Raw genomic sequence first — 13,581 nt, forward strand, 5'->3', positions numbered from 1 at the left:
CCCACACCCAAAGCCCGGTAACCTCGCGCTATGACCGAGAACGCCACCCAGCCCGTAGCTGACGCACAGAACAACGCGGCACAGAACAGCGAATCGCTCCTGCAGATTCGCTTCGTCCCCGAATTCAAGGCCGCCGCCGCAGCCCGCCGTCTCAAGGCACGCGCACCCGAAAGCCACCTCGCCACCGTGCGCCGCGCCCGCAAAATCAACCGTATCCTCGGCGAAACCTACCCCTACGCCGTCGCAGAACTCGACTTCGACAACCCCTTCGAACTGCTCATCGCCACCGTGCTCTCGGCGCAAACCACCGACGTGCGCGTCAACTCCGTCACCGGTGCACTCTTCGCACGCTACCCGGACGCCGCCGCGCTCGCCTCCGCACGCACCGAAGAGGTCGAACCCTACATCCAGTCCCTCGGCTTCTACCGCGCCAAGGCACGCTCCATCGTCACCCTCTCCCAGCAGCTCGTAGAACGCCACAACGGGCAGGTTCCCTCAACCCTCGAAGAGCTCGTAGAACTCGCCGGAGTCGGCCGCAAAACCGCGAACGTAGTCCTCGGAAACGCTTTTGACGTGCCCGGACTGACCGTAGACACCCACTTCGGCCGCCTCGCCCGCCGCATGGGGTTCACCACCGCAGACGCCCCCGAAGCAGTCGAAAAAGACGTCGCCGAACTCATCGAACGCAAAGACTGGACCCTCTTCTCGCACCGCATGGTCTACCACGGCCGCCGCATCTGCCACGCCAAAAAGCCCGCCTGCGGCGTATGCCCCGTCGCCGACCTCTGCCCGTCCTACGGCGCCGGGGAGACGAACGAGCAGGCAGCACGTAAACTCATGAAATACGAAATGGCACCCGGCCGAGAAGACCTGCACCTGCGATTCCTGCAGGGAGCAACCCGCCGCGAACTCATGGCAGAAGGCTACCCGCTCAGCGCCTAACGGCGACTGAACCGGAACGCAGCCGCGCAGAAAAGAGGTACACAGATGAGCGAAAACTCGCCCCAGCAGGAGGCGCAACACCCCGCCCAGCAGGCGTTGACCGCCCTGGCAGAAGGCGGCGTGGAATTCGACGTCCAAGCCCTGCTACGCAGCGCACCCGCCAGCCCCCTCAGCAGAGAAGCCGCCGTGCTGATCCTCTTCGGCGTGCTCGACAACTCGCCCTCCACCGGCGAATTTGAAGGCTGCCCCGAAAACGTCAGCGCCGACCTGGACGTGCTACTCCTCGTGCGTGCCGCAACCCTGCGCTCACACGCCGGTCAGCCCGCCTTCCCCGGCGGCAAAATCGACCCCGAAGACTACGCGCTCGCCGAAACCACCGGCGAACCCGTCGCCCACATCGCCGCCCTGCGCGAGGCGGTCGAAGAAACCGGGCTCGACCCCGCCGGCGTGCAGATCCTCGGCCAGCTGCGCACCCTGCCGCTACCCATCAGCAACTTCATGGTCACCCCCGTCATCGGCTGGTGGAACAGCCCCGTACCCGTCGAAGTCGTCGACCACAACGAATCCGCGCTCATCGCCCGCGTGCCCGTGCGCGACCTGCTCAACCCCGCCAACCGGCACACCGCCTACGTCAAGCGCGGCCGCACCTCACACCGCACCCCCGCCTTCGAGGTGTGCATGCCCGGCGGCGAAGAATTTACTGTCTGGGGATTCACCGCAATCCTGCTTGACCGAATCTTTGACTCGCTCGGCTGGGCCGTGCCCTGGGACAAGAAAAAGATGCGCCCGGCACCCGGCTACGAGGAGTAAAGCTCTTCGCAGAATAAGCGCCTGACCAGCGGATACAGGGTGCAGAATAGTGCGCAGATAGGGGCGGCAGGTAGCTTGAACGAAGCTACCCGCCGCCCCTATTTTTTGTTGCACGGTGCCGCTTATGCGCGGCTGATCATTTACCGCAGATTATTTACCCTCAGCGTAGTTGCGCACCCGCGCCACCGACACCGGAAAATCAACCGGCACCCGACCGAACAGCAGACGCGCCGCCTCCGCAGCGCCCTCACGCACAATACGCTCCACGCGATCCGCCTCCAGCTCGGGACCGCACAGCAGAAGCTCATCGTGCAAAAAATACACAATGCGGGTGCGCATCGGCATACCAAAAATCCGCTCCGACAACAGACGAGAACGCACTGCGCCCATCCAACACAGAGCCCACTCAGCTGCCGTACCCTGCACAATAAAATTGCGGGTCATACGCCCGTGCGCACGCGCCGTCGACACCGCACGCGACTCAGCCGCCGGCGACGATCGATCAGCCACAATCTCACGGAAACGCTCATCCACCGGCGGGGACGTACGACCCAAAAAAGTCGTTACCTGACCGCCCGCCTCACCAATACGAGCCGCACGCTCCGTAAACTCCATCGCCTGCGGAAAAAGTGCCGCCACATGCGGCAACAGCGCACCAATCTCACCGCTGCGGCCGCCGTACATAATCGCCAGCATGCCCACCTTCGCGTGGGAACGCTCCGTCAAACCCACGCCCTTCAGGCGCGCCAGCTCGGCAATACCCGCATACAGGTCAGCGCCGCGACCCGCCGAAGCGAGCGCCTCATCACGGCTCAACGCCGCCAGGATACGTGGCTCAATCTGCGAGCCATCCGTCACCGTCAGCACCTGACCCTCCGGCGCCTGCACCGCCTGACGAATCTCCGCAGGAAGCTGTAGCGCGCCACCGCCGGATGCACCCCAGCGCCCGGTCGCGGCGCCGCCCACCTCAAGATGCGGGCGGAACGCACCCTCAGAAACCCAGGTATCAGCCCAGGTCCAGCCGTTAGCAGTCCAAATACGGTACAGCTTCTTATACCGCAGAATCGGGTCAATCAGCGCCCAGCGCTTATCCCGCTGAGCCGGAATCGCATCCGCCCAACTCTTCAACTCCCACGAGCGTGTCGACTTCACCGAAACCCCCGCAGACTGCAGAGCACGCAAAAGATCCTGCGGCGAATCAGGGTTCAACGACGGCATAAACAGCATGCGCTGAATCTGCTCCGCCAACTCCTGCATCTTCTGCGGACGCTCACCAGGCACCGGGCGCGGACCCAACAATTCGCACAGGTGCTCATGATGCGCCTGCACATTGAACGGGATGCCGTAATAGCCAATCTCAGCCGCCACCAACGCACCGGCAGACTCCGCCGCCGCCAAAAGACGTAGCCGCTCCGGGTGCCTCGACGCACCGATAGCGCGCGCCTGCGCCAGCCACTCACGCATCAACACGCGCACCACCGGATGCTCCGGAAGCAGAGTCACCGGGCCCGCCGCCAGCTGCGGGGTGAAAGGCTCATGAGGCGCCGCCTCCAGGAAATCCGGGGAGGAATCCGCGGGGGACGGCGAGGTGCTGGCAGCGGGTGCGGCGGAGGAGGTCGCGGGCGCGCTCAAAAAATCGGCACCGAACAGCTCCTCCTGACCCTGAATCTGCCGCGCCACCGGCAGATACCCCTGAGGCTCCACCGCCTCACGCACATCAGAAAGATCCAGCACCGGGCTGTACTCCACAAAACCACTCGGATGCGTAGCCGCAGTCACCAAAATCCGCTGCACCAGACGCAAATCATGGCACAGGTGCACCCGCACCCCGCGGCGCAGAAGCAGCGGGTCAACGTGGCGGGTATCAGCCCAAATCCAGCGCGGAAAACGCGCCTCTGGAAACTCTGCCGCCTGGCGCTCCACCTCACGCACATACGCCGGAAGATTCGCCGCACTCACCCGATCCGCACGCGTAATCCGCGGAATAAAGGCCGGGTCCTGCAACTGCTCAGCGGTCGGCGCCGAAAAATGAAAAGCACCCCACGACGTCACCGGCTGGGTACCGCGCGACGACGCACCCGCGGCAATAGCCGAGGTGACCGGGTGCGCGGGGGTACCGGTCTGGGCGGTAATACCCGCGCCGGTGGCAGGACTGAGCAGAACGTACATCCTTCCATTATCGGTGACCGGCTGCAAAGGCGCGCGGTTTGTGGTCGCGGGTGGGTGTTTGCGGGTGGGGACGGCCTCGGGACACGGGCGAAAAGTACGGCGGGAGCGAGAGAGCGGAAAACGCCGCGGTTTGTCATAAAAGCGTCGGATGCGTGCGTTTTGTTCGTTTGGGGTGCGTGCATCGTGGATATTTCGGGGCGCTTGAGGGGTTATCCACAGAACGATCATTCTCTTAAATAATTGGGGCGGGTGCAATGCTCTCCTAGAGCCATGAACCCCACCAGCAATCCCGCCAGCAACACTGGTAGTCCCAATGGCTACCCGACCAGCGCCGTGCAGAATCTAAGCACGCAGAGTCCAAGCACGCAGGCGCAGGGAGCGAACCAGTCGGGCGCACAGAATACCGGTGCGCACTCGCTGCCCGCCCTGCTTATCCCCGAGGACTATCGCGCCCGCGCCGTCGCCCTGCACGCCCGCGAGCTAATCCTGCGCTCGCCGCAGATGAGCGCTATCGCCCTGGGTGGTTTTAGCGGTGGATTCAATGGTGGGTTCGAGAAGGCTGGGGAACGACCGCCCGCAGAGGGTGCAACTGCTGCGCATAGTGCAAACACCGCGGGCGGTGGATCGCTCCAGGAATCCCAGCCCCTCCGCGAGGTCCTCGAAAACGCCGTGGACGAGGCAATCTGCGCCATCGACGGCGGATGTGCGGGGAATGCCTTAGGGAATGCTCTGGGAAACGCGAGCGCAGCTGGAACCAATGCAGCGAAGCCCCGAAAATTCCGTGCCAAAACGGCGCCGCCCGCACCCGCCTCCTGGAGCTACCCCAGCGTGGAATATGTGCCCGTCAACCGGCAGACCGCGCTGCGCTACCTCGCTGCGGAACTCTACGGCCTCGGTGCCCTCGATCTCCTCCTTGACGAGGGGCAACGCTTCGGAACGATTACCGATATTTACGTGAACTCACCCTGCGATATCTGGGTGGGCATCAACGGAACCACCCGCCCCGTGGCGCTGAGCCTCGGCAATGAGCGGCGCGTGCGTGACCTTGCCGAGCGGCTCATCCGCAGGTACGGCGGGCAGCTGGACGCCGCGCATCCGGCGGCAGACGTCAGCGACGAGCACGGTCGGCGAATCCATGCGATTATCCCGCCGCTGAGTGAACGCACCCGGCTATCCGTTCGCCTGCCCGCCCGCGAACGCCCCACCCTGGCGCAACTGCAGGCTGCTGGGCTGTGCGATGAGGCGACTGCCGCCTACCTGCGCCGCATGATTGCTGAACGCCGCGGGTTCCTGATTAGCGGCGGCACCGGCACTGGCAAAACCACGCTGCTCAACGCCCTGCTGGGTCTGTGTACGCCGCAGGAGCGCCTCATTTTGCTCGAAGATACCCCGGAACTTGCGCCGCAGCATGAGCAGGTGATTGCCCTCAAAACCCGTGCCGCCAACTCCGAAGGCGCAGGCGAAATTGGGTTGGGCGAGCTGATTGTGCAGGCGCTGCGCATGGGTCCGGATCGGCTCGTGGTGGGTGAGTGTCGCGGCGCGGAGGTGGTGCATCTGCTGACCGCCATGAACACCGGCCACCGCGGCGCCGGAACGACCCTGCACGCCAATAGTGCGCAGGCGGTGCCCCTGCGTTTGTGCGCTTTGGGTGCGCTCGCCGGACTGGATAGTAGAACGGTCGCTCTACATACGGCAACCGCTTTTGAACGCATTATCCACCTGGAGCACCGGGAGGGTCGCCGCCGCATCGAGGGTATTTACAGCCTGCACCCCGCAGTTGAGGGGAGCGAAGAGTACCTGCAGGTCAGGCGTATTTCTACCGAACCCAATGTTGGGTACTAGTCCCCGAAATGGGGGGAACGGAAAACGTGAAAGGAGGAAGCAATGAAGCAGAAAGAGAAGAGTAATGGAAACCTTCGCGAGCGCTGGGCTGAGCGTATCGCCGGGCCCGCCAGCGCCGAGGAAATGCGCATGTGGCCGCTCATGCTGCGCACCCTCGCCCTGAACCTGCGTGCAGGTATTCCCCTGCAGGAGGCGGTGCATACCAACCCGGGCTCCGGGCAGCTCGGGGAGAGTGAACCTTTGCCGGGTACGGAGAAAACGCCTGCGAAGAAAAGCACCCGACTCCGACGAGGGCGAAGCTCCTCGCCCCTCTCCGAAGACTACGGGCAGAAGCGGTGCGCCGAAGACATTCGCCGCTTTACGCAGGCACTCGCCACGGTCACCTCCTGGGGTGCGCCCGCGCACCTCGCCTGCACGCAACTGCTCGAAAGCGGCACCCGGATGCGCCCGCACAGCCGCGAGCGCCTGCACGACCTGCAGTTGAGTCTGCAGATGAGCGAGAGCGCCGGTGCACCGCTCGCCACGAGCCTGGAACGCGCCGCCGAACACGCCGAAGAACGCATCGACGCGCTCCTGGGCAGGCAGAGCGCCCTCGCCGCACCGCGCGCCACCGGCAGAATCCTCTCCTGGCTTCCGCTGCTCGGCCTGGGGTTGGGAGTGCTCATGGGAAGCGACCCCGTGGGTGTGCTGACCGGCTCCATTCTTGGAGCGCTCACCGGCTTGCTGGGGCTGGGGCTCGCCTTCGCCGGGCGCCGCTGGACCGCCGCGCTCGTGCATCGGGCTGAGGTGGAAAGCGCGGCAGGTAGCGGGGGCGACCAAACCTCGAACGTGCCGCCCGTTGATACCGCCCTCGTGCTGGAACTACTCGCCGCGCAACTACGCGCCGGGCTTGCGCCGCTCGCCGCCCTGGGCACCCTCTCCGAGGCGCTCAATAGCCGACCGCTACACACGGTCTGCCAGCGCCTACAGATGGGCAGCGGCTGGGGGAGTGCCTGGTCGGGATCCGCGGCGGGAACATTCGGTGAGCTGCGGGATGCGCTCGCCCCCGCCTATACGGGTGGCGCACCCAGCACTGCGCTACTGCTCTCCCTTGCCGATGCGCACCGCCTCAGTGAACGCCGCGCGGCAGAACGCGCCGCCGGAAAGCTCTCCGTCGCGCTCGTGGTGCCCCTCGGTCTGTGTTCGCTGCCCGCCTTTATTTGTTTGGGTATTGTGCCCATCCTCATTTCGCTACTACCCACGCTGACGGGCTAAAGAACCATGCCCATAAGCGCTGTTGACTAGCTGAAATGCCGAAAGTTTAGACCCTCGCCCATCTGCCAAGAACGCAGACGAGCACCCACCCTGCCCCGAATGACCGGGGCACAACGAAAGGAAAACCAATGACGAACACTCTCTGCGAAGCAATCCGCCACGATCTGCACCCGGGCGGTGCTCTGGTTACTGCCCCGGTCGGCGCTCCGCGTGAAATTCAGCCCGCCGCGCTCGGTGCCGCGCACGATGCTGAAACGCAGACGATTCTGGGGCCCGTGCCGCTGTCCGTTGCCATCGCAACCACCATGAAGCAGCTGCGCGAAGAATGCCCCGAGCTCTTCACCGATACCGAACTTTTCGCCGGTTCTGAGCAGAAGCATGCCGGCCCCAGGATTGACCCTCACGAAATGGAGATTGATATGAACACGGACCGCCTGAGCCCCGAGCAGGCACTGACCATTGCCCGCGCGCTCGCCGAGGGTTGCACCCTGGACGAATGCGGCGCCACCTGCCGCAGTCTGGGTGAGCACGCGCCCGGCTGTGCCGAATATGTGCCCGCTGAGGGTGATGAAAAGGTATTCGCTGAGTACGCTCCGGTGGGTGATCCGGAGGAGGGCGCCTCCACCGCGGAGTACGGCATTGTGATGCTTGCGGCGGTCGGCTTTGCGGGTCTGCTGGTGCTGATTCTCAAGTCCGATGAAGTGCGTTCCATGCTCCTAGATATTGTGCGTAACGCCCTGTCGATTGCGGGCAATACGGGGCTGCTCTAGTGCCTTTGTAAAGTCCACTATAGGGTTCGGTTCTGGGCGTTGTAAGCCCTGGAAAATCAGTTTAGAAAGGAGGAATAAAGAATGAACGCTCATGTAAATTTGGGTGCTTGTCGGTGTGCTCGACCCGCAGGGAAAACCGGGACGGAATCGGCACTCTCAACCCCGCACAAGAGCCCCGCTGAGGAGGGCGTGATTACCGCTGAATTTGCTGTCGCCCTACCCGCCGTGACGGTGGTGCTCGCCCTCTGCCTGGGCGCCGCCTCCACGGGGGTTGCGCAGCTCAAGGTGGAGGAGTCCGCCCGGACGGCTGCCCGTGCCGCCGCCCGCGGAGACTCCGAGGCGCAGATTCGCTCCGCCGTCAGCCGCATCGACCCGGCGCAGAGCGTGCAGATTTCCGTTTCTCCTGATGGCGCAGTTGATGCAGGGGAGGGGCGCGCCCGGCAGGTGTACGTGCGGGTGAGCCGCCCCGCCCCCGGGGTGATTGGTTCGGCGACCGGTTGGGTGCTGCGGGCGGATGCCCATGCCCGCGTTGAAGGCGGCGGTGGGCATCACGAAAGCGCTGACAGTGAAGAAAGTGCCGGCAATGATGGTGAATAAAAGCGCGGTTCTTGACTGCCCTGCGGAAGAACAACCCGAGGAGGGTAGCGGCACCGTCCTCGCCCTCACCATTATTGCCGCGCTGCTGGTGCTGACCGTGGTGATTGCCGGGCTGATTGGGGTGGTTTCTGCGAATCGCAGGGCGTCCGCCGCCGCAGATTTGAGCGCGCTCGCGGCGGCGGATGCCTACCGCGGGCTCACAGAGGGCGACCCGTGCGCGGTCGCGGCGGAGCTTGCCGAACGCCACGGTGCGCACCTGGAATCCTGCACTTTTCCGGATCGCCCCGAAACGGTGGAGGTGACGGTCGCTGTCCCCGTCGCAGGGCCCATGGGTGTGCTGGGCCCGGCGAGGGTGCGTGCCCGCGCGGGAGCTGAACACCCCGAGGAAGAGCACCCCGAAGAAGAGCAGACTGCGGCGGGGGACGCGGAGGAGCTGAGCCCCGATGAGGTCGCCGAGCTGGAGGAAGAGCTGGGAGCCGAGCGGGACTCGGCGCCCGAACCAGAAAGCCCCGCCGACCCAGAAAACCCAGCCGAGCCAGAAAGTCCAGTAGAACCGGAAAACCTCACCGACTAGGCTATTCGTACTCACCGGGATTTGTCATCCCAGCCCGCGCAGCCTATGCCCCTGCGCCACCAGCCCCGCCCTACGCCCCAGCACGTTCTGCGCCCCCAGCCCGTCCTACGCCTCCGCCATGCTCCTCAGCATCGCCGTCAGGAGCGCCCGTGCGCCGTGCTTGCTGAGCGGCTCGTTGCGGTTGCCGCACTTGGGTGAGTGCACGCAGGAGGGGCAGCCGTTTTCGCATCCGCAGCTTTCGATTGCTTCGAGGGTGGCGCTCAGCCACTGCGCAACCGCGTTGAAGCCGCGCTCGCTAATGCCCGCGCCGCCGGGTGCGGCGTCGTAGACAAAAATGGTGGGCCTGCCGGTGTCTACGTGAAGCAGCGTGGAGAGTCCGCCCAAATCCCAGCGGTCGCTGGTGGCGATGAGCGGCAGCAGTCCGATGGCGGCGTGCTCGGCGGCGTGCAGGGTGCCGGGGCCGTCCTCTTCGGTCACGCCCGCGCCGAACAGGTAGCTGGGCTCGAAGGTGAACCAGACCGCCTCGGTCATGAGCACTTCCGGCGGCATGGGTTGCGCCTCTTCGCCCAGGTATTCGCCGCCGTAGACGGAGAATCGCCGGTAGCCGGTGACCTGGTCGGTGACCTGAACCTGCCCGCGGTGCATGGTGAGCGGGGCGAGCTGCTCGCTGGTTTCGGGTACCGACTCTTCGGGAGCAGGCTCGCCGGGAACAGCGCCCTCGGCGCCCTGTCCAGTAATTCCCGCCGGTGCACCGTAGCTGACCCGCGCACGCTCCGCCAGAATACGCACCTCCGTGCTCTCAACGGCGCGCGTGTAGTAGTCCGGGTAGACGCGGCTGAGCAGAATCACGCGCTCGCCCTCGCTGAGAGATTCGACCACGTACTGCGCGCTCTGGTGAATGTAGATTGCGCCGGGGTGCCCCTGGCTCATGGCGTGCGCGGCGTCCATGGTGCCAACCAGGGTGCCGTCTTCGGCGTCGATGAGCTGGTAGGGTCCGCCGCCGGTGCCGCGAATATCGACCAGGTCGGCGGCTGATTCGGCGTGCGTCCAGTACCAGCCGTCCGGGCGGCGACGCAGGTATCCCTGCTGTACAAGGCGGTCCAGCAGCGCGGCGGTGTGCGGCCCGAACAGGCTCAGCTCTTCGGCGCGGATGGGCGCCTCCTGGGCGGCGGCGCACAGCTGTGGGGAGAGCACGTACGGGTTGGTCGGGTCGAATACGGTCGCCTCAACCTCCTGCCCGAAAATCGCCTCCGGGTGGTGCACCAGGTAGGTGTCGAGCGGGTTGTCATCGGCAATGAGCACGGCGAGCGCATCCTGACCGCTACGGCCTGCGCGGCCCACTCGCTGCATGAAGGAGGCACGGGTACCCGGCCAGCCCGCCACGATGACCGCGTCCAGTCCGGAGATGTCGATGCCCAGTTCCAGTGCGGAGGTGCTCGCCAGGCCGAGCAGTTCGCCGTTGCGGAGCTTGCGTTCGAGTCCGCGGCGCTCTTCGGGGGTGTACCCGGCGCGGTATGCGGCGACGCGGTGGGAGAGGCCCGCCTCCACCTCGTCGAGGTAGCGTTGGGTCTTCTGCGAGAGGATTTCTACGCTACGGCGCGAACCGGCGAAAACCAACGAGCGGGTGCGAGAAAGTACCAGGTCGGTGAGCATTTGCGCGCCCTGCTCCACGGGTGAGACACGGCGCGGTGCTTCCTGCTCAGCCTTCGACTGAACCGCCTGCTGCTGGGTGCTGCGGGCACCCTTGGCGAGCTGATCCTGCGCCTTGGGCGGCATGAATTCGGGCTCCCAGAGCGCGACGGTGGTTTCACCGCGCGCGGAGGTGGACTCGGTGACGGCGGTGACCGCCTGCTGCGGCACGCCAATGAGCTTGGAGAAGGACTCGACCGGGTTGGAACTGGTCGCCGAAGCGCCGTAGAACACGGGCACGGTGCGGTAGAGCGCGCAGATGCGGCGCAGGCGGCGCAGCAGGTTGGCGATGTGCGCACCGAAAACACCGCGGTAGCTGTGCGCCTCGTCGAGTACCACGTAGCGCAGCCCGCGTAGGAAGGACGCCCACTGCCGGTGGTTGCTCAGAATCGAGTAGTTGAGCATGTCCGGGGTGGTGAGGATGAAGTTGGCGTGTTCGCGGATCCAGCGGCGTTCGCCGGTTGGGGTGTCGCCGTCGTAGCTTGCCGCGTGGAGTCCGGGCAGGTTGTAGGAGGTGAGGGCGGTGAGCTGGTCCGCGGAGAGTGCCTTCGCCGGGGAAATGTAGAGAACGTTCGCTCTATTATTGAGGTTTTCTGCCCCGGAATACGCGGAAGTTGAGCTCACTGGCTCGCCGCAGGATGCGCGGTAGATAGCGTCCAGGGTGGGCATGAGGTAGCTTAGGGTCTTGCCCGAGGCGGTGCCCGTCGCCACAATCACGTGCCCGCCACTGCTTGCGCTCTTCGCTGATGCCTCAGCGTGCTCAGCCTCAATACGCTCAGCCTCGCTGCGCCCCGCTTGCCAGCCGTAGCGCGCCGCGCTCGCCGCCAGCGCCGCGTCAAGACCCGCGTGGGCGGCATTCGCCGCCTGCACCTGGTGGGCGTAGGGTTCGGCAATACCGAGTGATTCAAAAGCCTCCACCACGCGCGGATGCAGCCACTGCGGCCACGGCGCGTAGTTCGCCTCCCTAGCGGCAATGGTGTGAATATGGGTCACCTGCTCGGGTAGGGTTCCGGTGCGTTCCGCCTCCGGAAGCAGGGACGCCAGTACCTGCTGTGCGCTCGCGGGCAGCTCGCGGTAGCGCAGTGTTTTGGGGCGCGCCGCAGACTGCCCCTGCTCGGACTGAGGGGTGGAGCGTTGCTCGGGGTGCTGGTTGGGGTTCTGCGAGGAGGTGCTGTGCGGCATGGGTTCCATTGTAGAGTGGCGGGGTAAAACCCGACCTGCCGCCGGTCATATGCTGCGCTCAATCCGCGCCCTGAACCTTCGCGGGCGCGCACCCTGAACTTGCCCCAACCTCGCATCCGAACCCGCCCCAGCACCGCCCCAGCCCCGCCGACCCCGTAGTCAGCGCGCACATATCAAAAAATCTGCATGCTTTAGGCGTATATGACGATAAAATAGTTTCGTGGCTCAAAATAAGATTATTCTGTATTACCAGTTCGCCCCCATCGCCGACCCGCAGGCGGTCATGCTCTGGCAGCGTGCCCTCTGCGAGAAGCTCGGCCTGCGCGGGCGCATCCTCATTTCCAAGCACGGTATTAACGGCACCCTCGGCGGCGAGATTAACGCGGTCAAGGCGTACACCAAGGAAACCCGCAAGTACCCCGGCTTCAAGAACATGGAGTTCAAGTGGTCCGAGGGTGGCGCGGAGGACTTCCCCCGCCTGTCCGTGAAGGCTCGTGACGAGATTGTGGCTTTCGGTGCTCCCGACGAGCTGCAGGTGGACGAGAATGGCGTCGTTGGTGGCGGCGTGCACCTGAAGCCTGAAGAGGTCAACAAGCTTGTTGAAGAGCGCGGCGACGAAGTGGTCTTCTTCGACGGCCGTAACGCGTTCGAGGCGAAGATCGGCAAGTTCAAGAACGCTATCGTTCCCGACGTGCGCACCACCCACGACTTCATCCGCGAAATCGAGTCCGGCAAGTACGACCACATCAAGGACAAGCCGGTCGTCACCTACTGCACCGGCGGTATCCGCTGCGAGATTCTCTCCGCGCTGATGAAGAACCGCGGCTTCAAGGAGATCTACCAGATCGACGGCGGCATCGTGCGCTACGGCGAGAAGTACGGCGACAAGGCGCTGTGGGAAGGCTCGCTCTACGTCTTCGACAAGCGCATGCACATGGAGTTCACCCCGGACACCGTCACCATCGGCAAGTGCGAACAGTGCGGCGCCCCCTCGAACAAGTTCGAGAACTGCTCCAAAGACTCCTGCCGCGAGCTGGTTCTGCTCTGCCCCGAGTGCGCGGCTGATGACGCGAAGCGCCACTGCGTGCCCGAGTGCTCGGTGGACCGCGAAGTAGCTAAGGCGAACGCCTAATGGCAGCCGCTAAGGGTGGCGCGGTTCAGGTTTCTGAACCTCGCATTGAGGAGCACCCGGCGATGGTCGTTGCCGGCGTTTCGCAGGTGTTCCCCCTGGACGGCGACTTCTCCTCGCTGTGGGATGAGCTGAATCAGAAGGCGTCCCCGGCGATGCTGGATGTTCTGAACGTGACCCAGTACCTGGGCGTGTGCACTCAGCCGAACCCGAAGGGTCAGGTCCGCTACACGGCGGGCTTCCTAGTCTCGGAGCCGGCAAGCGCGGCGAAGCTTGGTCTGGGCGTGCTGGAACTACCTGCGAGCACCTACGCTGTGGTTGAGGTGACCGGCCCGATTTCGGAGTCCATTCCGGCTGGCTTTGCGAGCTTTGAGGAGGCGTTCTTCGCGAAGAATCCGCAGTACCGCCCGGTGGGTGGCCTTGAGGTGTACGGTCGCGGCGATATGCAGGCGGCTGATTACCGTATGGAGCTGTGGGTTCCGCTGGCGAAGCGTTCCTAATAGAGTTTGTCTCGGCAGTTTGTTTCTGCCGTTATAACTGCAGTTTTAGTAGCTGAATAGAAGAGCCCGGTGGCGCGATGTGTTCGTGTCGCCGGGCTCTTTTGCGCCCTTTTTAGCGTGGGT

General features: G+C 64.8%; 11 protein-coding genes. 9 read left to right on the forward strand and 2 right to left on the reverse strand.

What is annotated here, in order from left to right:
• The first annotated feature begins 30 nt into the window (after positions 1–30).
• Complete coding sequence (gene nth, locus AB8C10_RS04485; RefSeq protein WP_368866976.1) at positions 31–942, forward strand: endonuclease III; 912 nt, start codon at positions 31–33, stop codon at positions 940–942.
• A gap of 45 nt (positions 943–987) precedes the next feature.
• Entirely contained in the window at positions 988–1,752 is a 765-nt protein-coding gene (locus tag AB8C10_RS04490) for a CoA pyrophosphatase (protein ID WP_368866977.1), read from the forward strand.
• A 150-nt stretch (positions 1,753–1,902) separates the two neighbouring features.
• Here AB8C10_RS04490 and AB8C10_RS04495 read toward each other — a convergent pair whose 3' ends face one another.
• Entirely contained in the window at positions 1,903–3,921 is a 2,019-nt protein-coding gene (locus AB8C10_RS04495) for a bifunctional 3'-5' exonuclease/DNA polymerase (RefSeq protein WP_368866978.1), read from the reverse strand.
• A gap of 270 nt (positions 3,922–4,191) precedes the next feature.
• Here AB8C10_RS04495 and AB8C10_RS04500 point away from each other — a divergent pair, with 270 nt between their 5' ends.
• From AB8C10_RS04500 to AB8C10_RS04520, 5 genes are all read left to right on the forward strand, one after another.
• The gene (locus AB8C10_RS04500) at positions 4,192–5,763 is read left to right on the forward strand and encodes a CpaF family protein (protein ID WP_368866979.1); all 1,572 of its coding nucleotides are present in this window, start codon (positions 4,192–4,194) and stop codon (positions 5,761–5,763) included.
• Positions 5,764–5,805: 42 nt separating this feature from the next.
• Positions 5,806–7,017 (forward strand): type II secretion system F family protein, encoded by a 1,212-nt coding sequence (locus tag AB8C10_RS04505; protein WP_368866980.1) that lies wholly within the window; start codon positions 5,806–5,808, stop codon positions 7,015–7,017.
• A gap of 128 nt (positions 7,018–7,145) precedes the next feature.
• Positions 7,146–7,787 (forward strand): DUF4244 domain-containing protein, encoded by a 642-nt coding sequence (locus AB8C10_RS04510; RefSeq protein WP_368866981.1) that lies wholly within the window; start codon positions 7,146–7,148, stop codon positions 7,785–7,787.
• Positions 7,788–7,976: 189 nt separating this feature from the next.
• On the forward strand, positions 7,977–8,384 hold the full coding sequence (locus tag AB8C10_RS04515; protein WP_368866982.1) for a TadE family type IV pilus minor pilin: 408 nt from the start codon (positions 7,977–7,979) through the stop codon (positions 8,382–8,384).
• The gene (locus AB8C10_RS04520; RefSeq protein ID WP_296546524.1) at positions 8,371–8,958 is read left to right on the forward strand and encodes an Rv3654c family TadE-like protein; all 588 of its coding nucleotides are present in this window, start codon (positions 8,371–8,373) and stop codon (positions 8,956–8,958) included. The genes AB8C10_RS04515 and AB8C10_RS04520 overlap by 14 nt, the downstream gene beginning before the upstream one ends.
• Before the next feature lie 105 nt (positions 8,959–9,063).
• Here the strand turns inward: AB8C10_RS04520 and AB8C10_RS04525 are convergent, their stop codons facing one another.
• Positions 9,064–11,838: a DEAD/DEAH box helicase gene (locus AB8C10_RS04525; RefSeq protein WP_368866983.1), complete on the reverse strand. Its 2,775-nt coding sequence runs from the start codon at positions 11,836–11,838 to the stop codon at positions 9,064–9,066.
• 211 nt (positions 11,839–12,049) lie between these two features.
• Here AB8C10_RS04525 and trhO point away from each other — a divergent pair, with 211 nt between their 5' ends.
• Together trhO and AB8C10_RS04535 are read left to right on the forward strand one after the other, a co-directional pair.
• A complete protein-coding gene (gene trhO, locus AB8C10_RS04530; RefSeq protein WP_368866984.1) occupies positions 12,050–12,961 on the forward strand; it encodes an oxygen-dependent tRNA uridine(34) hydroxylase TrhO in 912 nt (303 codons plus the stop codon).
• Complete coding sequence (locus AB8C10_RS04535) at positions 12,961–13,458, forward strand: GyrI-like domain-containing protein (protein WP_368866985.1); 498 nt, start codon at positions 12,961–12,963, stop codon at positions 13,456–13,458. The genes trhO and AB8C10_RS04535 overlap by 1 nt, the downstream gene beginning before the upstream one ends.
• Positions 13,459–13,581 lie beyond the last annotated feature (123 nt).

The sequence above is a fragment of the Rothia mucilaginosa genome (assembly GCF_964210535.1).
GTDB classification, from domain to species: domain Bacteria; phylum Actinomycetota; class Actinomycetes; order Actinomycetales; family Micrococcaceae; genus Rothia; species Rothia mucilaginosa_F.

Coding starts and splice junctions, on each gene's coding strand:
- nth (WP_368866976.1), top strand. CDS start 31: ATGACCGAGAACGCCACCCAGCCCGTAGCTGACGCACAGAACAACGCG.
- AB8C10_RS04490 (WP_368866977.1), top strand. CDS start 988: ATGAGCGAAAACTCGCCCCAGCAGGAGGCGCAACACCCCGCCCAGCAG.
- AB8C10_RS04495 (WP_368866978.1), bottom strand. CDS start 3,921: ATGTACGTTCTGCTCAGTCCTGCCACCGGCGCGGGTATTACCGCCCAG.
- AB8C10_RS04500 (WP_368866979.1), top strand. CDS start 4,192: ATGAACCCCACCAGCAATCCCGCCAGCAACACTGGTAGTCCCAATGGC.
- AB8C10_RS04505 (WP_368866980.1), top strand. CDS start 5,806: ATGAAGCAGAAAGAGAAGAGTAATGGAAACCTTCGCGAGCGCTGGGCT.
- AB8C10_RS04510 (WP_368866981.1), top strand. CDS start 7,146: ATGACGAACACTCTCTGCGAAGCAATCCGCCACGATCTGCACCCGGGC.
- AB8C10_RS04520 (WP_296546524.1), top strand. CDS start 8,371: ATGATGGTGAATAAAAGCGCGGTTCTTGACTGCCCTGCGGAAGAACAA.
- AB8C10_RS04525 (WP_368866983.1), bottom strand. CDS start 11,838: ATGGAACCCATGCCGCACAGCACCTCCTCGCAGAACCCCAACCAGCAC.
- AB8C10_RS04535 (WP_368866985.1), top strand. CDS start 12,961: ATGGCAGCCGCTAAGGGTGGCGCGGTTCAGGTTTCTGAACCTCGCATT.